Annotated in this window: 20 protein-coding genes and 5 tRNA genes; 8 read left to right on the top strand and 17 right to left on the bottom strand. The window is 64.2% G+C overall.

Annotated features, from left to right (window positions below; all coding sequences use genetic code 11):
• Positions 1 to 18: 18 nt before the first annotated feature.
• The 9 genes from QD356_RS09965 to QD356_RS09925 all read right to left on the bottom strand — a co-directional run bounded on the left by QD356_RS09965 (position 19) and on the right by QD356_RS09925 (position 5,436).
• Positions 19 to 93 (bottom strand) — tRNA-Gln (locus QD356_RS09965).
• 3 nt (positions 94 to 96) lie between these two features.
• Positions 97 to 172, bottom strand: a tRNA-Phe gene (locus QD356_RS09960).
• A 77-nt stretch (positions 173 to 249) separates the two neighbouring features.
• Positions 250 to 325: transfer RNA gene (locus tag QD356_RS09955), tRNA-Thr, on the bottom strand.
• 49 nt (positions 326 to 374) lie between these two features.
• Positions 375 to 449, bottom strand: a tRNA-Gln gene (locus QD356_RS09950).
• A 5-nt stretch (positions 450 to 454) separates the two neighbouring features.
• Positions 455 to 530: transfer RNA gene (locus QD356_RS09945), tRNA-Phe, on the bottom strand.
• 104 nt (positions 531 to 634) lie between these two features.
• Complete coding sequence (locus QD356_RS09940) at positions 635 to 946, bottom strand: oxidative damage protection protein (protein WP_052384882.1); 312 nt, start codon at positions 944 to 946, stop codon at positions 635 to 637.
• A 138-nt stretch (positions 947 to 1,084) separates the two neighbouring features.
• Positions 1,085 to 2,257 (bottom strand): A/G-specific adenine glycosylase, encoded by a 1,173-nt coding sequence (gene mutY / locus QD356_RS09935; protein WP_192838699.1) that lies wholly within the window; start codon positions 2,255 to 2,257, stop codon positions 1,085 to 1,087.
• A 110-nt stretch (positions 2,258 to 2,367) separates the two neighbouring features.
• Positions 2,368 to 4,761 carry an AsmA family protein gene (locus QD356_RS09930; protein WP_192838700.1) on the bottom strand — a complete coding sequence of 798 codons (2,394 nt, stop codon included), beginning with the start codon at positions 4,759 to 4,761 and terminating at the stop codon, positions 2,368 to 2,370.
• A gap of 240 nt (positions 4,762 to 5,001) precedes the next feature.
• On the bottom strand, positions 5,002 to 5,436 hold the full coding sequence (locus QD356_RS09925; RefSeq protein WP_192838701.1) for an acetyl-CoA sensor PanZ family protein: 435 nt from the start codon (positions 5,434 to 5,436) through the stop codon (positions 5,002 to 5,004).
• Between the two features lie 295 nt (positions 5,437 to 5,731).
• Between QD356_RS09925 and hisB the strand changes: the two genes are divergently transcribed.
• The 4 genes from hisB to hisF all read left to right on the top strand — a co-directional run bounded on the left by hisB (position 5,732) and on the right by hisF (position 8,735).
• On the top strand, positions 5,732 to 6,325 hold the full coding sequence (hisB, locus tag QD356_RS09920; protein WP_077378545.1) for an imidazoleglycerol-phosphate dehydratase HisB: 594 nt from the start codon (positions 5,732 to 5,734) through the stop codon (positions 6,323 to 6,325).
• Between the two features lie 121 nt (positions 6,326 to 6,446).
• Positions 6,447 to 7,088: an imidazole glycerol phosphate synthase subunit HisH gene (hisH, locus tag QD356_RS09915; protein ID WP_077378543.1), complete on the top strand. Its 642-nt coding sequence runs from the start codon at positions 6,447 to 6,449 to the stop codon at positions 7,086 to 7,088.
• 115 nt (positions 7,089 to 7,203) lie between these two features.
• Positions 7,204 to 7,950 (top strand): 1-(5-phosphoribosyl)-5-[(5-phosphoribosylamino)methylideneamino]imidazole-4-carboxamide isomerase, encoded by a 747-nt coding sequence (gene hisA, locus QD356_RS09910; RefSeq protein ID WP_043336722.1) that lies wholly within the window; start codon positions 7,204 to 7,206, stop codon positions 7,948 to 7,950.
• Between the two features lie 11 nt (positions 7,951 to 7,961).
• Positions 7,962 to 8,735 carry an imidazole glycerol phosphate synthase subunit HisF gene (gene hisF, locus QD356_RS09905; RefSeq protein WP_043336726.1) on the top strand — a complete coding sequence of 258 codons (774 nt, stop codon included), beginning with the start codon at positions 7,962 to 7,964 and terminating at the stop codon, positions 8,733 to 8,735.
• Positions 8,736 to 8,844: 109 nt separating this feature from the next.
• Here the strand turns inward: hisF and QD356_RS09900 are convergent, their stop codons facing one another.
• The 3 genes from QD356_RS09900 to QD356_RS09890 form a co-directional block, all read right to left on the bottom strand.
• The gene (locus QD356_RS09900) at positions 8,845 to 9,693 is read right to left on the bottom strand and encodes a CHAD domain-containing protein (RefSeq protein ID WP_192838702.1); all 849 of its coding nucleotides are present in this window, start codon (positions 9,691 to 9,693) and stop codon (positions 8,845 to 8,847) included.
• 62 nt (positions 9,694 to 9,755) lie between these two features.
• Entirely contained in the window at positions 9,756 to 10,367 is a 612-nt protein-coding gene (locus QD356_RS09895; RefSeq protein WP_043336733.1) for a DUF416 family protein, read from the bottom strand.
• A 181-nt stretch (positions 10,368 to 10,548) separates the two neighbouring features.
• The gene (locus QD356_RS09890) at positions 10,549 to 10,842 is read right to left on the bottom strand and encodes an MGMT family protein (RefSeq protein WP_043336737.1); all 294 of its coding nucleotides are present in this window, start codon (positions 10,840 to 10,842) and stop codon (positions 10,549 to 10,551) included.
• Between the two features lie 147 nt (positions 10,843 to 10,989).
• Between QD356_RS09890 and QD356_RS09885 the strand changes: the two genes are divergently transcribed.
• Entirely contained in the window at positions 10,990 to 11,739 is a 750-nt protein-coding gene (locus tag QD356_RS09885; protein ID WP_192838703.1) for a type 1 glutamine amidotransferase, read from the top strand.
• Between the two features lie 26 nt (positions 11,740 to 11,765).
• Here the strand turns inward: QD356_RS09885 and mnmH are convergent, their stop codons facing one another.
• Positions 11,766 to 12,872 carry a tRNA 2-selenouridine(34) synthase MnmH gene (gene mnmH / locus QD356_RS09880; protein WP_043336739.1) on the bottom strand — a complete coding sequence of 369 codons (1,107 nt, stop codon included), beginning with the start codon at positions 12,870 to 12,872 and terminating at the stop codon, positions 11,766 to 11,768.
• 118 nt (positions 12,873 to 12,990) lie between these two features.
• Positions 12,991 to 14,862: a SulP family inorganic anion transporter gene (locus QD356_RS09875; protein ID WP_192838704.1), complete on the bottom strand. Its 1,872-nt coding sequence runs from the start codon at positions 14,860 to 14,862 to the stop codon at positions 12,991 to 12,993.
• Positions 14,863 to 15,187: 325 nt separating this feature from the next.
• Between QD356_RS09875 and QD356_RS09870 the strand changes: the two genes are divergently transcribed.
• On the top strand, positions 15,188 to 15,832 hold the full coding sequence (locus QD356_RS09870; protein ID WP_192838705.1) for a DUF1415 domain-containing protein: 645 nt from the start codon (positions 15,188 to 15,190) through the stop codon (positions 15,830 to 15,832).
• Positions 15,833 to 15,966: 134 nt separating this feature from the next.
• On the opposite strand, the gene radA is transcribed toward QD356_RS09870, so the two are convergent.
• The 3 genes from radA to QD356_RS09855 form a co-directional block, all read right to left on the bottom strand.
• On the bottom strand, positions 15,967 to 17,379 hold the full coding sequence (radA, locus tag QD356_RS09865) for a DNA repair protein RadA (protein WP_054555212.1): 1,413 nt from the start codon (positions 17,377 to 17,379) through the stop codon (positions 15,967 to 15,969).
• A gap of 141 nt (positions 17,380 to 17,520) precedes the next feature.
• A complete protein-coding gene (locus tag QD356_RS09860) occupies positions 17,521 to 17,988 on the bottom strand; it encodes a copper resistance protein NlpE N-terminal domain-containing protein (protein ID WP_043336742.1) in 468 nt (155 codons plus the stop codon).
• 179 nt (positions 17,989 to 18,167) lie between these two features.
• A complete protein-coding gene (locus QD356_RS09855; RefSeq protein ID WP_176675955.1) occupies positions 18,168 to 19,307 on the bottom strand; it encodes an alkene reductase in 1,140 nt (379 codons plus the stop codon).
• Positions 19,308 to 19,720: 413 nt separating this feature from the next.
• Here QD356_RS09855 and hisC point away from each other — a divergent pair, with 413 nt between their 5' ends.
• Both hisC and QD356_RS09845 read left to right on the top strand, forming a co-directional pair.
• Complete coding sequence (hisC, locus tag QD356_RS09850) at positions 19,721 to 20,776, top strand: histidinol-phosphate transaminase (RefSeq protein WP_107336700.1); 1,056 nt, start codon at positions 19,721 to 19,723, stop codon at positions 20,774 to 20,776.
• A gap of 166 nt (positions 20,777 to 20,942) precedes the next feature.
• Positions 20,943 to 21,386 carry a VOC family protein gene (locus QD356_RS09845; RefSeq protein ID WP_225996536.1) on the top strand — a complete coding sequence of 148 codons (444 nt, stop codon included), beginning with the start codon at positions 20,943 to 20,945 and terminating at the stop codon, positions 21,384 to 21,386.
• Positions 21,387 to 21,701 lie beyond the last annotated feature (315 nt).

Here is a 21,701-nt window from a genome sequence, read left to right as displayed (position 1 = left end):
TCATCAGCTAGCCAGAATTGGCTGGGGTACCAGGACTCGAACCTGGGAATGCCGATACCAAAAACCGGTGCCTTACCACTTGGCTATACCCCAATTTGGTGGCCAGAGACGGAATCGAACCGCCGACACGGGGATTTTCAATCCCCTGCTCTACCAACTGAGCTATCTGGCCAACCTGAAGACACAAAAAAAGCCGCCAAGGCGACCTCTATATCGTGTGTTCTTCGCTCATCTACAGAAGCCTGAAGATGGTGCCGGCTAAAGGAGTCGAACCCTCGACCTACTGATTACAAGTCAGTTGCTCTACCAACTGAGCTAAGCCGGCACAAAGAACTCATGATATGAGTCTTCTTACTACGTTACTGCATGTCAGCTGGCTGGGGTACCAGGACTCGAACCTGGGAATGCCGATACCAAAAACCGGTGCCTTACCACTTGGCTATACCCCAACACTTGGTGGCCAGAGACGGAATCGAACCGCCGACACGGGGATTTTCAATCCCCTGCTCTACCAACTGAGCTATCTGGCCCTTGCCAACGAGGACGTATTAAATAGAAAACCTTTCCCGACGTCAACCCTTGCTTATCAAGAATTTGGCGTCGTAATTCGCCTTCCGCCGTCCTCGCCGTCCACTCAGACTTCGTAGCCCTGTCCGCCCTGCGATTCACCCTTGGCGGCGGCATCCGTCGGCACGAAACCTTCGGCCTGGTCCGTCTCTTGGTTGTTGAAGAAGCGATCCATCTGCTCCATCAGATAGCGACGGCTGTCGGCATCCATCATGTTGAGGTGTTTCTCGTTGATCAGACGCGTCTGCAGCGCCTGCCACTCTTCCCATGCCTGCTTCGAGACGTTGGACCAGATGTCCTGGCCCTTCTCGCCCGGCAGCGGCGGAAAATCGAGACCCGGCAGGTCCTGGTCATACTTGCGGCAATGTACGGTGCGCATGGGTAACTCCGTAAGAGAACTGGATGTCAGTGCGGATGAGCGCCGAGCCTTCGCCAGACGCCCTTACTGTTGCCTCATTCTCGCACGCTTGAGCCGCTTTGCCCCAGACGTGCGGCCGATGCCGACGCCAGCAAGGCCTCACAGGCCGAACAGATCATCCGTGCAGCGCGCCAGCAGCGCCTTGACCGGCGCCGGCAGGCCCACGGCGTCCGGCGCGGCAGGGTCGACGAAGCGGCGGTCGGCGGCTGACTCGTTGACGCTCCCGGCCGCTTGAGCTGGCGCAAGCCCTGCCTCCCCCAGCTGTATCGGCTGTGGCGTGATGGTCAGCCGGAAGTGGCTGAAGACATGCTCGAAACTTGCCAGTGGCGCCTCCAGATGGGCGCCGCGGGCCTCGCGAGCGACCCATTCCCGCGCGGCCTCGCGGTCCTCGACCAGTGGCGGCGCCCACAGACCGCCCCAGATGCCCGTCGGCGGACGGCGCTCCAGCAGGATCTTCCCCGCCGCATCACTGACCAGCAACATCAGCGTCTGACGCGTCGGAATGGTCTTCTTGGGCTTGCTCTCGGGGAAGCGCTTCTCTTCGCCACGCGCATGCGCCACGCATACCTCCTCGAAGGGGCAACGTGCGCAATCCGGCTTGCTGCCGCGCGTGCACAGGGTGGCTCCGAGATCCATCATCGCCTGGGTCCAGTCCGCCAGCCGCACCTGCGGCGTGTAGCGCTCCGCCAGCGTCCACAGCTTACGCTCCACCGCCGGACGGCCCGGCCAGCCCTCCACGGCATGCAGGCGTGCCAGCACGCGCTTGACGTTGCCATCGAGAATCGGCGCCCTCTGTCCGGTGCTGATGCTGATGATCGCCCCGGCGGTCGAACGCCCGATACCCGGCAAGGCCGACAGTGCCTCGACACTCTCGACCGGGAAGGCACCGTCGTGCTCATTCACGACCTGCTGCGCGGCCTTGTGCAGATTGCGCGCCCGCGCGTAGTAGCCAAGGCCCGTCCACAGGTGCAGCACGTCGTCGATATCCGCCGCCGCCAGCGCCGCGACATCCGGGAAGCGCTCCATGAAGCGGGCATAGTACGGCAACACCGTCGCGACCTGGGTCTGCTGGAGCATGATCTCCGAGACCCACACGCGATACGGCGTGGTGTTCTCCTGCCAGGGCAGATGCTTGCGGCCATGCTCATCGAACCAGTCGAACACGCGCGCCTGAAACGCCTCGGGGCTCAGGGCGATGTCTTCGAAGCCGGGTGTGGCGTGGCTCTCGGGAGCTGTCACGTCTGGCGTGGTAGCAGTGTCAGGTCGCGCCATCAAAACTTCCTCTGCTCGTGCCATGGTCGACGCCATGGCCTGGGCTCAAACGGCAGCACGCCAGCCCCGAGGAGCTGGCGTGCCGGTCTTGCTGCGAAGGGAGCGCGTGATCAGTTGAACAGCCCCTGAATCGCGCCCTTCAGCTTGTCGCTGGCGCCTTCGCCCAGCTTGTCGTCGATCTTCTTGCGGGTATCTTCGTCGAGCTTCTCATCCAGCTTCTCGCTGACCTTCTCGCCCGCCTTGCGCTTGGCTTCATCCTTGGCCAGTTCCGCTGCGGCACTCTGGAAGCCTTTCTGATCGAAGCCACACCACTCGCCCGGCTCACCGCTCAGGTTGCCCTGACACTGGACCGGGAAGCGCAGCTTGATCAGACGCGGATTGACCTCACAGGCCGCGTCATCCGCGCCCTCGATGAAGCGCGCCGCCACGTTGTAGTCGAAGGCCTCGGTCGGCAGGTTGAGCTGGCCCTTGCCGTCCAGCGCGATGCCCGGAATCGCCAGGGCGAGATCCTGATTGCTGATCACGCCATTGGTGACCGTGAAGCTGCCCTGCGCGCGCTCCAGCGGCGTATTGGCCTTCCACTCGCGCGAGGAGGTCTTGCCACTCAGCGTCGCCACGGCAGTGCACATCTCCCTGGAGATATTGACGTCGAGCACCTCGCCATTGCGAATCTCGAAGTTGCCCTTGCCGTTCAGATTGCGCTTGATGCTGTCGATCTGATTGGTGCTGGTGGTGTAGTCACCATTGAGCGTCAGGCGACCGCGCAGGATGTCCTTCTGCTCCGGCGCCAGCGCCTTGAGGAACGGCGCGATATCCAGATTGGTCAGCTTCTCGCCGAAGCTCATGCTCAGCGGTGTCTTGCGGCTGTCGATGCGTGCATTGGCCGCCAGCGAGCCGCCATAGAGGCTGGCCGTCAGGCTATCGAGCTGCTGCACACCCGGCTGACCGGACAGCTTGGCGGTCACCTTGCTCATCTCGAGACCCGAGGCGATCAGCGTGCCGATATCCAGCTGCCCCTGAAGGCCCAGCGTCTTGAGCAATGCCACCGGCAGTAGCTCCGCGTCACCATCGGCCGCATAGACCGGCGCGATCACGCCCGCCGTGAGCGCTTCCCCCAGGCTTGCCGTCTTCTCGTCTGCGCCCGCCGGTGCCAGGTAGTCATCGAGATTGAGCGCGTCGACATCCAGATCGAAGGTGATCTGCGAGGCATCGAAGGACGAGCCGAGGCGCCCATTGATGGTGGTGTCATCCAGCGCCATCACCAGGTTGGTCAGCTGCACCTGCGACATGTCGCCCTTGAACGGGCTGGAGAAGGCCAGCGAGGTCAGCGCGCTGCTCTTGGCGGTCTGCGGCGCCTCCATGCCGACACGCGTCATCCACGCCTTGGGCGACAGCGGTGCCAGCTTGAACTGGCCGCTATAGCTGAGCGCATCGCCGGTGATGTCCTTGGCCTTGAGCGCCCCGCTGAGGCGCAGGTCACTGCCGGAGGTCAGCAGCAGGTTCTCGAGATTCGCCGTGCCCGCCGCCAGATCCGCTTCGGCACCGAAGGTGGCTTTCAGCGGCAGGGCCTTGTCACCCAGCGCGGCCTGATGGAGCGTCGCGTCCAGCTCGGCGCCATCGGCCAGATACAGCTGCTTTTCCGTATCCAGCGTCAGGGTGTCGATGTCCAGCGCCACGCTCTGGTCCTTGTCACCCAGCGACGGCATGCGCGTGGTGGTATCCAGGCTCACGCCGGTCAGCACATGACGGCCGCCCTGCAGGTCCAGCGCCACCTTGCCATCGAGGCTGACGGTGCTCTGAAGCTCCGGCTCACGCCCATCGGCCACGAACGACAGCTCGACCGGGAAGGCCTTGTCGGGGCTGACGTTGGAGGACGTCAACGCCACGTCGTTGAGCGTCATGTCGAGCCCGCTGGCCGCGTCCTGATAGGCGATCTGACCATTGGTGACCTGCACCGAGGCGATATCGAGATTGACCGCCATGCTGCCGGCGCCATTCTGCACCGACGGCGTCGTGTCATCCGCCAGCGCCACACCGGCGCTCTTGGCCGGCGGCAGCGCTTCATCCGCCGCGCCACTGTCGGCGGCCGTCGCCGCATGCTCGAGCAGGCTTTCCCAGTTGCCACGCCCCTGTGCATCACGCTCGAGCGCCAGCTTGAGGCCGTCGAGGAAGACGCCTTCGACTTCGACCTCACCGCTCAGCAGTGGCGTGAAGGACACGCCGACTTCCGCGCGGGTAAAGGAGGCGAACGGTGACTGGTCACGCTCCTGCTCCGGCAGCCAGGCTTCGGCGTCCTCGACGCTGACGCCGAGACGCGGATAGAAGGACCAGTCCAGCGGGCCGTTCAGGGCCAGTTCCAGCCCCGCCTGGTCCTTGACCGCCTTGACCAGTCGCGGCTTGAGATCATTCGGATCGAGGAAGGTAGTGACATAGATCACCCCTGCCACGACCACCAACGCCAGTACTCCGACGATGGCCAGCAAGGCTCTGAACAGTGCTTTCATCTGCGTCCTCCCTTTGACACGATGAGAATTGCTACGGTGCCCTCACTCCAGAGGGCAGCACATGGAATGGCGCTGGGGACTCATGGCATCAGGCGATGCCCTTTCTCCCGCTCATCATCTAGCTCGAGCGCTGCGCGCCATCCTCCCGCACAGCGAGACAGCCTCAAGACAACATCGATGATGACACAGCCGGTGGACAGGTCGCGTTGACGTCAGTTCCGCATCCGGCAACGACCGGGTTCACTCCTGCGCCAGCACGAAGCCGTCGCGGGCGGGGTCTCGCACATAGCCCAGACGTGATACCAGCAGCTCGTCGGCCAGGGTCAATCCCTGACTCGGCACGACCAGCAGACGCTGGGCACTGGCCGCTTCCAGCGACAGCAGCGCCATCAGGCGCGTACCGACACCGCGTCGACGCGTGCTCTTGCGCACGCAGCAATGGCTGATCTTCCAGGCATCGCCTTCATCCTCGCAGAGTAGCGCGCCGATATGACGATCGTTGAAGAAGGCGCTGCAGAAGCGGTGTCCCGCGGCGAGATTGGCCTGAATGAAGTCATCCGGGGCGAGCGGGAGACGCTCACTGGGGGCTTCGTGATAGATGCGTGACAGGTCGATGCGCACTTGCTCATCGGCCTGCCAGCGTGCGTGATCGATCATCTGAAGAGTGACCGGCATGGTGAGATCCTCGCCCGCGATATGAATGCCCGCCATTGTAGCGGATGCCGTTGTCCTTTCTCTATAATGACGGGCTGGGCAGGCAAGGACGACGCGTCTGCCATCGATCAGTGACCCGCAACCTCGACAACGTCACTGGATCACGCTTTCACTTGCGACATCACATGACAACAACCACATGATGCGCACTTCCCGGCCGGACTGGACATACGCCTCTCACACCCAGGCCCCAGACTGCGCCAGACCTCATCAGCCCCGAAGCCGCGGTGAGGTCACCGACCGCTGGAGAGACATCATGGCAGAGCGTATCGCCGAGGTTCATCGCAACACCTCGGAAACCAAGATTCGGGTTCGCATCAATCTGGACGGCGAAGGCAAGCTGAGCGCCAACACCGGCGTGCCCTTCCTCGAACACATGATGGACCAGATCGCCCGTCACGGCGTGATCGACATCGACGTCGACTGCGACGGTGATCTGCACATCGACGACCACCATACCGTCGAGGACATCGGCATCACTCTCGGCCAGGCCTTCGCGCAGGCGCTCGGCAACAAGGCCGGCATCCGCCGCTACGGCCATGCCTACGTGCCGCTGGACGAAGCCCTGTCACGCGTGGTGATCGACTTCTCCGGTCGCCCGGGCCTGTTCATGCAGTGCGAGTTCACGCGCGGCAACATCGGGCGTTTCGATACGCAGCTGTTCTGGGAATTCTTCCAGGGCTTCGTCAACCATGCCGGCGCCACGCTGCACATCGACAACCTCAAGGGCTTCAATGCCCACCACCAGGCGGAGACCATCTTCAAGGCCTTCGGCCGTGCCGTGCGCATGGCGGTGGAAGAGGACGAGCGCATGGGAGGCCGCATCGCCTCCACCAAGGGCTCGCTGTAAGCGTCGTGACGCGCGGCCAGAGGATGTGTCGCCAGCCATTGCCGCTTGCCGGGCACCGGGTGGCACTTCCTCTGCATGAACATCCAATGCCGGAGTCCCCTCCGGCCTGCGGGAGAAAGACATGACGATTGCCGTCATCGACTATGGCATGGGCAACCTGCACTCCGTCGCCAAGGCACTTGAGCATGTGGCTGACGAGAATGTCGTGATCACCAGTGACCCGCGAGCCATCCGTGGTGCGACCCGCGTGGTGCTGCCCGGTCAGGGCGCCATCCGCGATTGCATGGGCGAGCTTGAGCGCGCCGAACTGCGCGGGCTGGTCGGCGAACTGCTGAGCAACCACAGCAAGCCGCTGCTGGGCGTGTGTGTCGGTCAGCAGATGCTGATGGAGCGCAGTGAAGAGAACGGTGGCATCGATTGCCTCGCCTACTTCAAGGGCGACGTGAAACGCTTTGATGACAAGCAGCTGGACGAACACGGCCAGCGTCTCAAGGTGCCGCACATGGGCTGGAACCACGTCGCCCACACCCAGGGCCATGCGCTGTGGGAAGGCATCGAGGACAACTCGCGCTTCTACTTCGTGCACAGCTTCTATGTCTCGGCTGCCGAGCGCTCACAGGTCTTCGGCGCGACGCATTACGCCGGTGCCGAGGCGCACGTCGCCATCGGTGAGGGCAGCCTGTTCGCGGTGCAGTTCCACCCGGAGAAGAGTGCGGCCGCCGGCCTCAAGCTGCTCGAGAATTTCGTCCGCTGGCAGCCCTGAGGGCTCACCTGCGTGACCGTCGGTGCCTGCCTTGCGAGTCGGGCACCGATTCATCCGCCTTCGATATACCGACGACAATTCAGGCGTGCCAAGACACGCCGAGAGGACACCCGACATGCTGGTAATCCCCGCGATCGATCTCAAGGACGGTCAGTGCGTACGCCTGAAGCAAGGCCGCATGGAAGACTCCACCAACTACGGCGATGACCCGCTGGCCATGGCCGCGCGCTGGGTCGAGGCCGGTGGTCGCCGCCTGCATCTGGTCGATCTCAACGGTGCCTTCGAAGGCAAGCCGGTCAATGGTGACGCGGTGACACGCATCGCCCGCGCCTACCCGGAGTTGCCGATCCAGATCGGCGGTGGCATCCGGGATGCCGCGACCATCGAGCACTATCTGGAAGCCGGCGTCGGTCAGGTCATCATCGGCACCAAGGCCGTGAAGGAACCGGCCTTCGTCGCCGAGATGTGCCGCGCCTTCCCGGGCCGCATCATCGTCGGTCTCGATGCGCGTGACGGCTTCGTGGCCACCGATGGCTGGGCCGAAGTCTCCACCATCAAGGCCACCGAGCTGGCCAAGCGCTTCGCCAACGACGGCGTGTCCTCCATCGTCTACACCGACATCGCCCGCGACGGCATGATGCAGGGCGTCAACATCGAAGCCACCGTGGCACTGGCCCGCGAAGGCGGTATCCCGGTGATCGCGTCCGGCGGCGTGACCAACCTGGATGACATCCGTGGCCTGGCCGAAGTGGCCGATCAGGGCATCCTCGGCGCCATCACCGGCCGCGCCATCTATGAAGGCAGCCTGGACATCGCCGAAGCGCAGGCGCTGTCCGACTCCATCACCGGCCGCAAGGCCTGAGGGGAGCGATCATGGCACTCGCCAAACGCATCATCCCGTGTCTGGACGTCGACGCCGGTCGTGTCGTGAAAGGCGTCAACTTCGTCGGTATCCGCGATGCCGGTGACCCGGTCGAGGTCGCCAAGCGCTACAACGAGCAAGGCGCCGACGAGATCACCTTCCTCGACATCACCGCCAGCGTCGACAACCGTGGCACCACGGTCGACATGGTGTCGCGCATCGCCGGTGAGGTGTTCATCCCGCTGACGGTGGGGGGCGGCATCCGCACCTGTGAAGACATTCGCACCATGCTGAATGCCGGCGCGGACAAGGTCTCGATCAACACCGCGGCCGTGTTCAACCCGGACTTCGTGCGTGAAGCCGCGGAACGCTTCGGCAGCCAGTGCATCGTGGTCGCCATCGACGCCAAGCGCGTCAGCCAGGACGGCGAGACACCGCGCTGGGAGATCTTCACCCACGGTGGCCGCAAGCCGACCGGACTCGATGCCGTCGAGTGGGCGAAGAAGATGGTCGAGCTGGGCGCCGGTGAACTGCTGCTGACCAGCATGGACCGCGATGGCACCAAGGCCGGTTTCGATCTCGGCGTGACACGCGCCATCTCCGACGCCGTCAGCGTGCCGGTGATCGCCTCCGGCGGTGTCGGCACCCTCGACCATCTGGTGGATGGCGTGCTCGAAGGCGGTGCGGATGCGGTGCTGGCCGCCAGCATCTTCCACTTCGCCGAGTACACGATTCCCCAGGCCAAGGCGCATATGGCCGCGCGCGGTATCGAGATGCGCCTGTAAGCGCAGCCGCAGGGTAGTTCAGGCAGAAACGCGAACGCCGCCATCTCCTCAGGGGATGGCGGCGTTCGTGTCTTCAGAAAAGCAACTTCGGTTCAGGCGAGAACAGCGCTCAGACGTAGCCCAGCTTCTTCAGCGGCTTGAGCGCCTGCGCGAGTCGCTGGTCGGCAAGCGTCATGATGTCCGCGACCAGGTGCTTCTCGGCGGCAGGCAGCATCACGCGCTCCCCGACCCACAGCGCCAGCTCCGCCAGGTCATGCTGATTGCCCAGCCGCGCGGCCGCCTTGTCGAGCAGTTCCGGCTCGCGGCGCCGCCCGTGACTCGGTGACTCGAGCTCCCGCGCGGCTGCCTCACCCAGCGCCTCGTGCGCCAGTGCCAGCTGGAACATGCGGTACTTGACCCACTTGCGCAGCCGGTGAGACGCCTCGATCTCACGCTTGCTGGCCACCTGCGCCGCAAGCTTGCTGATGCGATGACGACTGAATTCCAGCCCGATATTGAGCTCCTCCACCGTCAGCGGTGCCACCTGCCAGGCCGCCCGCTCTTCGCTCAGCAGCGTCTCGAGCGGCGCGTGATCCAGCTCGCCTTCGGGCTCGCTGAGCGAGGCACTGGTCAGCCCCGGACGCAGCGCATCCAGCAGACGCTGACTGCGCTCATCCACCCAGGCGTAGGCGCGACCATGGGTCTTGCGCAGCATGTGCGCCTCGCGCGGCCCGGCCAATGCCTTGGCGACGGCGCGCGGACGCGCCTGATGCTCACTCACCGCCGACTTGCCCAGCGACTCGCGCCGCAGTTGCCACCAGCCGCGCAGCTGCTTGCAGTCGACGCGCAGCGCATGCACATCCGCCGCGTTCAGCGTCGGCTGCGCGAGACGCTCACGCATGGCGTCCAGACGCGTCTGAATCACGCCATTCAGCGCTGCGTTCATCGGAGAAGAATCCTGCTGACGGGTGTCGCTCATCTGTCTCTCCAACAACGGCTGGCCAGTCTTCACTGGCACCAGGATGGCCCGAATCGGGCCGCTCAGTCCTGCAAGGATAGCCCGAGATTGCTGACATCTTCATTGCGGCCCAATTGCTTGAGCGCGCGCCAGTCATCGCGGGACAGCTGCGGGGCTTCGACGCTCTCGAGCACGGCGTCCTGGAAATCACGCTCATCGATCATCAACGGATGCTCGCGAATCATGGCTTCCAGCGCTTCCTGCTCGATGCCCTCACCGGCCTGCAGGTCGATCAGCGCGCGCACGCCATCGGCGGACAGACGGCTGATCTTGAGCGCGGCTTCCGGCTCTTCACTGATCAGCACATCGATGCAGGCGGTCAGCGCCATCACGGCTTCCAGGGCGCGGCGCGCGCCGAAGCTGTCATCGTCCTCGGCGGGCTCGAAGGCGGTGACCTTCTCGGCCTGCAGCGAGAAATCGATCTTGGCATCGCGCACGCGCAGCTGCTCCCAGACGAGGTCCAGCAGCTTGCGCAGCTCACGCGTGGTGTCCAGCGCGCTGGCCGTGCCGTTGGCTTCGGCGTAGAAGCCGGCATTGGGCAGGAGTCGCTCGGTCAGCGCCGCCATGAAGGCAGTACGGCGCACGGGGGCCAGCGCATCAAGGCGCGCACGGAAACCGGATACAGGCTGAGTCATGACGGCTCTATTCTCACTTCATTATTCAATATGCGGCGTTCACGCTGGCGTCTTGGCTCCGCCAGCCGCGATGTCACCGGAGGTCGCTATAGGGTATGCGATAGGATAGGCGAAAGGGTAGCGCCCGCGCGTGGCCGGAGGAACACGCTCCCGCTCGAGCGCTGCCGTGCTGCTGCATACCTCAGGGCCACAGGCACTCCGTCGGCACGCGGCCGGCACCATCGAACAGGATGCCTTCGCTGCGCAGCTTTTCCCGCTGGCGCACCGCCCCGCCGTGCTCGGTGACCTTGAGCGAGGCGTTGATCACGCGATGCCACGGCAACTGATGGCCATCCGGCAGGTGACGCATCGCCGAGCCGACCATGCGCGCGCTGGCGCCATCGGTCATCTTGGCGATACGCCCGTAGGTGGTGATGCGGCCTTCGGGAATCTGCGCCACCACGGTATAGATCTGTTCGAGCAGTTCGGCCCGCATGCGGTTCTCTCCTTGTCGTGTCGCGGCTAGTTCGCCCGGTGCAGGTACTGAGATGTAGATACTGACTATGCAAGTAATGAGATGCAGGCACTGAGAAGCAAGTACTGGGGCCTTTACGCTGACATGGCGCTCACGCATGATGAAGCCATGCATCTTTACTTCATACATCAGGGGCAACTCCCTGACACTGAACCAGATTCAGCCGCCGATACCGCAACGCTAGCGCATGACTGGCAGAGTCCGCTACGCCTCAAGGACTGGCTTACCGGCATGGGGCACAGCTTCAACACCAGCTTCCCGCTGGCAGGCGAAGCCTTGCCGGGCATCGATGACTTCCATGCGCTGGTGGTGCTGGATGGCCCGCAACGCCTGTCGAGCGCCGCACAGCCCGCCTCGCCCGCCGAACAGCAGTCGCTGCGCCTGCAGCGCAAGTTGATTCGGCGCACGCTGAACAGCAATCGCCCGCTGCTGGGGATTGGCCTGGGGGCGCGACTGATCGCCGAGCAGATGGGGGCGATCGTCTCGTCCGCCGTGGTGCCACAGCGTCGCTGGGCCACGCTGACGCGCAGCAACGAGTGCCCGCTGGGGCTACCCGCCGAGTTCGAGGCCTTGATGTGGCATGAGGAGATCTGCGGCCTGCCGGAAGACTGCGAGCTGCTGGCCAGCAGCGAGCATACGCCAGTGGCCGGCTTCAGCTGGGATGAGGGCCGCGTGGTGGCGCTCAACTTCCATCCGCACATGGATGCGGCGGCCACGCAGGACCGCCTGGCCCACCATCCCGCGCCCCTGGAGGGCAATGGCGTGCAGTCACGCGAGGCGTTGCTGGAGGACCCGAAGCGCTTTGATCGTCAGGCGGCCCTGCTGGACCGCCTGCTGGTGGACTGGCTGAATGCGTGAGCGCTGACCGGCGCCCGTGAGGGATGTCAGCGCTGCCAGCGGTGATTGGCGCTCCACTCACGCGCGAAGGCAAGGCTGTTGTCCCAGTCGCCGACGTGCAGGAAGGTGCGCTCGTGCTTCTCGAGCTGATAGCGGTACATCGGGTCGTAATACTCGCTGAGCAGCGGCGCCAGCCAGCCTTCATGGGCAATGGGATTGCCGCGCTTGTGCTCCTGGAAGGCGATGTCCTGCATGCGCACCAGACGAGCAAGGCGCGCACTGCCCAGGCGCTTGCGCAGACGCAGCAGTGCCTGACGCAGCTGGCGCTGCATCAGGGTCCAGCCGAGGAAGTCACCATAGTGACGACTGTAGGTGGACCACAGCCCCTCGATATAGTCCTTCTGAATCTGCACGACTCGCCAATCCAGCGGCATCTCGACGCGGATCAACGGCGCCTGCTCCATCGCGCGCCAGGTGGCGAGCGGAATGTTGACGCTGCCGATGAAACGCGACTCGTCTTCCATGATGGTCGGCGCTTCATCCTCAAGCGTGAGCATCTCGGCGGCGATGCGGTGCTCGAAGTCGATCTGGCTCGGCGCCGGGAAGGGATGGCGGCCGAAGGCCGAACCCTTGTGGCGTGCACAGCCTTCCAGGTCGATGCCATTGTCCAGCGCATGGATCAGCTCGGTCTTGGCGCAGCCGGTCAGCCCGCCGATCAACAGCATCGGGGCCTGCTCGGCACGCTCATCGATATGCTGACAGAGCTGCTGACGCATGGCCTTCCAGCCGCCCTCGATGCGCGGACGCTCGATCCCCGCTTCCTGCAGCCACTGCTGACTGAGCTGGGAACGCATGCCGCCGCGGAAGCAATAGAGAATCGCGTCAGGGTGCCGCTCGACGTGCTCGACCCAGGCGCGGATACGTGCGCGCTTGATCCCGCCGCTGACCAGTTGATGGCCAAGATGTACCGCCGATTCCGGGCCGACCTGCTTGTACTGCACCCCGACGCGATGACGCTCCTCATCATCCATCAGCGGCAGATTGACGGCACCCGGCAAGGCACCAGCGGCGAATTCGACCGGCGCGCGCACATCGATCAACGGACGGCCGTCGCGAATCAGGTCGCAGCTGGCCGCCACGGTGGGCAAACTCATGGGCATCTCTCGGCAGACAGAACAGGATTGAGGCAATGGGCGGCGACTGGCTGACTGGCCGCACCATCAAGGGGCCATATTCTATCGCAAGCGTGCAGCCGCCCCCAGCCTTGTGCTTTCACGCCAACGGTGGCGTCAGGCGCACCCCCTGCCCCGGCCCGATCCCGGCCGGGCCGAACAGCTGACAATCGGGGCAGGCAGCGGGTTGATCACCGTGGGCGCGATGCGCTTCGGCGACCGAGTCGCGCAACGAGGCAATCGCCGCCTCAGCGGTATGGAAGTAGTTCTCACGCCCCATGCGCTCGAGGAAGCCACCGCGCTCCATCACTTCCAGCGCGTACATGCGAAAGCCGCACATGCTGAGACTGCCGCCGGCATCGCGCAGGCGACGTTGCTCGATCTCGAGCATCTCGGCGCCCGCGATATCGATGAAGTTGCAGCCGGTGCCCAGCAGGATGACGTGCTTGCCGGTATAGCGCGCCAGCTTGCGCTGGACGTGGTCGACCGCCCCGAAGAACAGCGAACCATCCACACGCAGAATCACCACTTCCCGGCACTGGGCCAGCTGATAACGCTCGGCATTGCGCACGCCAAGCTCCGGATGCTCCGGGTCTGGGGCCATCTCGACCAGCCGTGGCCGTGAGGTGCGGTTCAGATACAGCACCAGCGAGACCAGCACCCCGGCGAAGATGGCGAACTCCAGCGGCAACAGCAAGGTGGCGAGGAAGGTGATCACCAGCACCACCGCCTCTTCACGGCTGACGGCCAGAATCTGGCGGATATGAGCGACTTCGATCAGGTTGGCGGCGATCACCATGATCAGGCCCGCCATCGCAGGCAACGGCAGCCAGGCGGTCACGTCAGGCACCAGCAGCAGCACCGCCAGCACGATCAGCGCCGCCACCACCACCGACAGCGGGGTGCGGGCGCCGGCATCATAGTTGGCGCCGGAGCGCGTGAAGGAGCCGGAACCGGCAAAGCACGAGAAGAAACTGCCTGCCAGATTCGACAATCCCTGACCGATGAACTCCTGGTTGCCGTCGATACGCTGATGCGAGCGCACGCCGATGGCGCGCGCGATGGAGATCGCCTCGATCAAGCCGAGCACCGCCAGCGCGAAGGCCGCCCCGCCCAGCGAGCGCAGGGTGTCAAAGCCCAGCGGCGGCAGGGTAAACGGCGGCAGACTGCCGGACAGGGCGCCGACCATCGGGATACCTGCCGCGCTGCCACCGAGCAATGCCGCGACACCGCAGCCGACGGCCATCGCCACCAGCATCCACGGCAGCTTGCGATTCAGCCGCCGAACCAGCACGGCCGTGAGCAAGGTGCTGAGTCCCGTGATCAACGTGGCCCACGAGGTATCGCCCAGATGCCCGAGCAGCGCCCACCAGGTGCCGAGAAAGCTCGAGGCATCGCCAAGCGCGATGCCGAACAGATGCTTGAGCTGACTGGTGGCGATCAAGACCCCGGCGCCGGCGGTGAAGCCGATCACCACCGTATGCGAGATGAGATTGACCAGCGCCCCCATGCGCATCAGCCCCAACGACAGCTGGATGATGCCGACCATGCAGGTCAACGCCAGCACCAGCGGCAGGTATTCGGGACTGCCCGGCGCGGCCAGGGTCGAGACGGTGCCGAACACCACCATCGAGATCGCCGCGGCCGGGCCACTGACCATATGCCGCGAACTGCCGAACAGGCCGGCGATGATCGCCACCACGATGGCGGCATACAGCCCATGCGCCGGTGGCAGGCCGGCGATCAACGCATAGGCCACCCCCTGGGGCAGCACCAGCACCGCGCCACTCAGGCCCGCGATCAGATCAGAACGCGCATCCCCGGGCGACAGCTGACGCATCCAGCCAAGAAAGGGCAACAGTCGCGACAGTCGATAGGCCGCGGCACTGGTGTGCTCGGGCCCCTCTGCCGTCTCGGTAGATTCGGGAGGTTCGGGGGGCGGCGAGGAAGGAGGCGGAGTATCAGCGGACAAGAAGTATCTCCGTGGCGAGGCAGGAAAGAAGTCGTCAGCCGGTAGCCGCAATGTCCCTGAGCGTATTCGCGGCAGGCTTGAAACCAGCGGTGATAAGTCTATCGCTGAAATCACTAATGAAACAGGGCCGCCACATACCCGACAACGACCTGTGACCCTGCGGTCCTCCCACTATAAAGACATACGCTGAAGAGACATGATCAAGAAACACGGCGACGAGACACGATAACGAGAAACGAAGAGAGACGAGAAGACACGGCGCTGGCCATGCCGCGCCCGAGCAGTGACAATACCCGTTCCTGACACCGCTGCGGACCCTGACGCCATGACCACCGACGCTACGCCGACCGATACCACGACTCCCGAGACGGCGGGTGGCTACACCCCGCCGCTGGATGCCAGCGAAGCCGAGGCCATCGACGCCACGCGCCAGTGGGTCGAGACGCACATCATCGCCGACAATCTGTGCCCGTTCGCCGCGCGCGAGATGGCACGCAACAGCATCCAGTATGCCGTGGTGCCCGGTGCAGGCCTCGAGCGCAGCCTGCAGGCACTCGGCGATGAGCTGCTGAACCTGGACGCCAATCGCGACGCCGAGACGACGCTGGTGATCTTCAAGGACGGCTTCCGCGACTTCGATACCTACCTCGAGCTGCTCGACTATGCCGAGGCGCTGCTGGAAATGCAGGGCTACGAAGGCATCTATCAGCTGGCCAGCTTCCACCCGGAATACGTGTTCGAGGATACCGAGGAAGACGACGCGGCCAACTACACCAACCGCTCGCCCTACCCGATGCTGCACCTGCTGCGCGAGAGCTCGGTCGAAGCCGCCATCAATGCCTACGCAGGCGATGTCGAAGAGGTGCCGGGGCGCAATGAAGAACTCATGCGAGAGCGCGGTGTCGAGCGTCTGGTCTCACGCCTCAAGGCCTGTGCTCATGCCGCCCGTCAGGCTGACAAGCAGGACTGACAAGACAGACTGAGCTTCGTGCTCGGAGAAAACTCCATACGAACAAGGCCAGCCGCGAGGCTGGCCTTGTTCGTTGTATGCAGCATCACACCACGATGTCCCCGTGCGGCAGGCTCATGCGCCAGGCGCAGATATCACAGGGCTTCCAGTGCCTGGGACAGCTTGTCGACCGCCACGATGGTCATGCCCTTGGGCGGATTCTTGGGGGCATTGCCCTTGGGCACGATGGCGCGCGTAAAGCCATGCTTGGCGGCCTCGACGATGCGCTCCTGGCCACTCGGCACCGGACGGATCTCGCCGGACAGCCCCACCTCGCCGAATACCACCAGCTCACGCGGCAGCGGACGGTTCTGCAGGCTAGAGACCACCGCACACAGCACCGCGAGGTCGGCGCTGGTCTCGAGCACCTTGACCCCGCCGACCACGTTCAGGAAGACATCCTGATCGCCGGTGAACAGGCCGCCATGCTTGTTGAGCACTGCCAGCAACATCGACAGGCGATTGCCGTCCAGGCCGACGGCGACACGGCGTGGATTGCCCAACGGCGAGTCATCCAGCAAGGCCTGCACTTCGATCAGGATCGGTCGCGTGCCCTCCCACACCACCATCACCAGGCTGCCGGAGGACTGCTCCTCGCTGCGCGACAGGAAGATCGCGCTGGGGTTCTTCACCTCCTTCAGACCCAGCTCGACCATGGCGAACACGCCCAGCTCGTTGACCGCGCCGAAGCGGTTCTTCTGGCCACGCAGCGTGCGGAAGCGCGAATCGCCATCGCCTTCCAGCAGCAGGGAGGCGTCGATCATGTGCTCCAGCACCTTGGGGCCGGCCAGCGAGCCGTCCTTGGTCACGTGGCCGACCAGCAGCAGCACGGTATTGGTTCGCTTGGCGAAGCGGGTCAGCGCGGCGGCAGACTCACGCACCTGCGAGACACCACCCGGCGCGGATGACAGATCCTCCAGATGCATGGTCTGGATGGAGTCGATGATCAGCACCTCGGGCTTCTCGCGCTCGGCGGTGGCCAGAATCGTCTCGACGCTGGTCTCGGCCAGCATCTTGAGCCCCTGGGTCGGCAGCTGCAGACGATGGGCGCGCATCGCCACCTGCGACAGCGATTCCTCGCCAGTGACATAGAGTGAGCGCTTCTGCTGGGCGAGCTTGCAGGCGGTCTGCAGCAGCAGCGTCGACTTGCCGGCCCCCGGGTGGCCACCGAGCAGCACGGCGGAACCCGGCACCAGCCCGCCGCCCAGCACGCGGTCGAACTCGCCGAAGGTCGAGGAGAAGCGCGGCACTTCGGCCAGCGAGACATTGGAAAGATCGGTCACGTTGTCGCTGAGCGTGCCGGCGTACCCGCCCCGCCCATTGCTGGCGCTACGCGCGGCACCACCGGCGACGGCCCCCGCAGCGGGGGCAGCGCCGGGCAATACCGTGGCGCCGACGCGGATTTCCTGCAGGGTGTTCCATTCGCGGCAGCCGCTGCACTGGCCCTGCCACTTAGAGAATTCGCTACCGCATTCGGTACATACGAAGGCGCTCTTTGCTTTCGCCATCAGACAATCCTGTCGGGAAGAAATGATTCTCGGCGCCGCGGCGGGGTGTCGTCAGCCGCGGATTTCCAACGGCCAGACACAAGGAAGGCGGCTTGCGCCGCCTTCCTTGTGCTCACGATCGCCTTGTGGCGCACGGCACGCTTACTGGCGCTTGAGGCGCAGTGTCTCACCGTTCTGGAAGCGACGCTTCTGCGGGTCGACCAGCTCCAGGGTCTGGGCATCCAGACGTAGGAAGTAGTAGGTCTGGCCTTCGCCGTCCGGCGTCAGCTCATAGACGGTCGCGTTCGGGTCCGTCACGGTGCCGGACAGCACGTCCCACTGGCCTTCGTAATGCTCCGGGTCCGGCTGCTGCGGATGATCACGATAGGTGGCATCGAGACTGAAGGTACGCTCATCCTGGGCTGCCTCTTCGGCACCCTTGAGGCGTACATCGAGGTCAATGCCCGTGCAACGACGACACGGCAGGGTGCCCTTGTAGACGGCAACCTGCTCGCTGGCTGTCTCGGTGGCGCTGTTGTCAGCGGCACCGTCATTGGTCTGGGCCGTTGATGCGCACCCGGCGAGACCGACCATCAGCGCGGCTCCCACCATCAGAGTCCTGATCTGCATTGAATCCTCCTTAAGGCGATGACTCGATAGCAGCATCAGCGCTATCGACGGCGAGCGGTCTACCCGCTTTGGCAGGCAGACCGCTCACAAGCTTCCACGCTCAAGAATAGCGGGTATCCGCCCCGAGAGGCCACCCCCGATGGCGTTTATCGAACACCATTCGCTAAATCGTGTCGGCCTCAGCCCCGGCGATCATGGCCATTGTCGAGAAACGGATAGTCGGTGTAACCCTTGGCGCCACCACCGTAGAAGGTGTCCGGGTCCTGCTCATTGAGCTCAGCGCCGAGGCGAATGCGCTCGACCAGGTCCGGGTTGGCGATATACGGGCGCCCGATGGCGACGGCATCCGCGATGCCCTCATCGATGATGCGTGCCGCGCTCTCACCGTCGTAGTGGCCGCAGAAGATCAGCGCGCCCGTGACGCGCTCGCGCAGGGCACGACGGAAGTCATCGCTGAACTTGATGTCGCCACCGGCCCAGTCCGGCTCGTTGACGTGCACATAGGCGATGCCACGTCTGGAGAGCTGCTCGGCCATGTAGAAGGCCATCTCTTCCGGCTCGTCATCGGTCAGACCGAAGATCTCGATGAAGGGCGTCAGGCGGATGCCGGTACGCTCAGGGCCGAAGACTTCGGCGACGGCATCGACGACTTCCAGCGTCAGGCGCGCACGGTTCTCGACCGAGCCACCGTACTGGTCAGTGCGCTGATTGGTGCCGGTGGCCATGAACTGGTTGAGCAGGTAGGCGTTGGCGGCATGCACCTCGATCATGTCGAAGCCGGCACGCTTGGCACGCACGGCGGCCTGACGATAGTCCTCGATCAGCTGGGGGATCTCGTCCGTCTCCAGGGCGCGCGGCGTACTGGTGGGATGACGTCCGCTGGTGCCGTCCTCGAACTCGACGAAGCACTGGGCGCCTTCACCACGCAGGGCGCTCGGCGCGACCGGCTGCTGGCCGTCCGGCTGCACCATCTCATGCGAGACACGCCCGACGTGCCACAGCTGCAGCGCCATGCGTCCGCCCTTGGCGTGCACCGCCTGGACGACGCCCTTCCAGCCCGCTTCCTGCTCATCGGTCCAGATGCCCGGCGTGTAGACATAGCCACGTGCGGTGGGCGAGATGTTGGTCGCCTCGCTGATGATCAGGCCGGCACCGGCACGCTGACCGTAATAGGCCTGCTGAAGCTCACCGGGCACGCTGTCGGGGGTACGAGCACGTGTCAGCGGTGCCATCAGGATGCGGTTGGGCAGGGTCAGATCACCGAGCTTGACCGGATCGAGCAGGGTGTCAGCGTACGGGGCATTGGTGTTGGCAGTCATCGGGACTCCTTGAATTGCAGGTCTTCGCCCAGCGTCCTCATCGTGCAAGGTCGCACGAGCTAGGCAAGCATGCCTGTGACATGCGGCACACCACGCGCTGCTTCAAGCACGCGCATCGCACGAGAATAATGCTGGCATGGCAACAATGGGCGAGGACCGCCGTGCGGCTACTCCTGGGCTTCTTTCAACACCCCCTCTCGGCAGCCCTTCACAACACCCTCTCCCGACAGTTCTTCGCAACAGTCTCTCGACAATCCTTCGCGACAGACCTTCGAACAGCCTTCAATCACCGCTCCAATGCCCCTCATGACTCACTCAGAGCGCATGCCGATGCTTGTACCGCGACGATCCAGCGGGCAACATGAAAAGCATCCATGACACGGGTCATGCACTGTCACCAGCGGCGAGAAATCATGAGCAAGTACTGGAGCCCACAGGTCCACGACCTGACCCCCTACGTCCCCGGCGAACAACCGCGTGAGCAGCTGATCAAGCTGAACACCAACGAGAACCCCTACCCGCCGGCGCCCGCCGTGGAGCAGACGCTGCGCGAGTTCAATGCCTCTGATCTGCGCCGCTACCCGGACCCGAGCTCCAGCTCGCTGCGCGCCGCCCTGGCCGATACCTTCCATGTGGCCGCCGAGGAAGTCTTCGTCGGCAATGGCTCCGATGAGGTACTGGCGCTGGCCTTCCAGGCATTCTTCCGCCAGGACAAGCCGCTGCTGCTGCCGTCCATCAGCTACAGCTTCTATCCGGTCTACTGCCGCATGTATGGCATCGAGTCGCGCAGCATCGCACTGACCGACAACTGGGAAGTCGACCTGGAAGCCTTCGGCAACGACAATGGCGGCATCATCTTCGCCAACCCCAACGCCCCGACAGGGCATGGCCATGGCCGCAAGGCGATTGCCGCGCTGCTGGAGCGCAATCCGCAGAGCGTGGTGCTGGTCGACGAAGCCTACGTGGACTTCGGTGGCGAAAGCGCCATCCCGCTGATTCATCAGTATCCGAATCTGGTCGTGACAGGCACTTTCTCGAAGTCACGCAGCCTGGCGGGCATTCGTCTTGGCTATGCCGTGGCCTCGCGTGAGCTGATCGAAGGTCTGGAGCGCGTGAAGGACTCCTTCAACTCCTACCCCATCGACCGCCTGGCCGAACAGGTCGGCGTCGCCGCGCTCAGTGATCCCGACTATTTCGATGAGTGCCGCACACGCGTCATCACCACCCGCGAGCAGACGCGCGATCGCATGGCCGCGCTGGGCTTCGAGATCCTGCCCTCGCAGACCAACTTCGTGCTGGCGACTCACCCGACCCACGATGCCGGCAAGCTGTTCATCGGCCTGCGCGAACAGGGCATCCTGGTGCGCCACTTCAACACCGACGCACTGCGTGACTATCTGCGCATCAGCATCGGTACCGATGCCGAGATGGACAGCCTGATCGAAGCCCTGGAAACCCTGTGTCGCTGAGATAGCGCACGGCCTGGCCAGTGATTGCTCCAATCAAAGAAGGCGCCCACGGGCGCCTTCTTTCATCAGGATGTCACTCAGGAGTTCACCGCACGGCCCATCCACACAGCTCGTCACACAGCTCGTCGTGCCGTTCATCGCACCGAACACTCTGCAGGAGCACAACATGACAACGGACAGTCTCGCCAAGGCTTCGGATTCATCCTCGACACCCCACCTGCCTCTGACGCGAGTGCATCACGTGGCGCTCATCACCGCTGATTACCCACGCGCCAGGCGCTTCTATCTCGAGGTCATGGATGCGCAGGTGATCAACGAGGCCTATCGTGAGGCCCGCGACAGCTACAAGCTCGACCTGCGCCTGCCGGGCGGGATCCAGCTGGAGCTGTTCTCCTTCCCCTCGCCGCCTGAACGCCCCAGCTATCCGGAAGCCTGTGGCCTTCGTCACCTGGCGCTGGCGACGGAAGACATCGATACCTGTGTCGAGCTGCTGATCGCGCGTGGCGCCACGCCAGAGCCGATACGTGTCGATGAATACACCGGCGCCCGCTTCACCTTCCTGGCAGACCCCGACGGCACGCCCATCGAACTCTACGAAGTCGCGCCCTGATGTGATGGCGCACTGAAATTGCACTGGCCCTGAAGATAAAAGGCCCCGAAGACAAAAGGCCCCGAAGACAAAAGGCCCCTGTCGATATCTCGACAGGGGCCTTCTTGTGTCATTTGCACGTTGCTTGGGCAAAGCTTTTCTCTCGCCCACAGCTGATTCGCATGCAGGACTCTCTGCACCACTTTTCCTCACCACAAAGAGAACCGCCCCTGCAGCAAGGCTGCAGGGGCGGTTCGGGATAAGTGCCTGACGATGACCTACTCTCACATGGAGAAACTCCACACTACCATCGGCGCTAAGCGGTTTCACTTCCGA

Source organism: Cobetia sp. 2AS (genome assembly GCF_029846355.1).
Lineage (GTDB): Bacteria > Pseudomonadota > Gammaproteobacteria > Pseudomonadales > Halomonadaceae > Cobetia > Cobetia amphilecti.
Note: the sequence above shows the minus strand (reverse complement) of the source record. Positions and strands in the feature narration are given on the sequence as shown.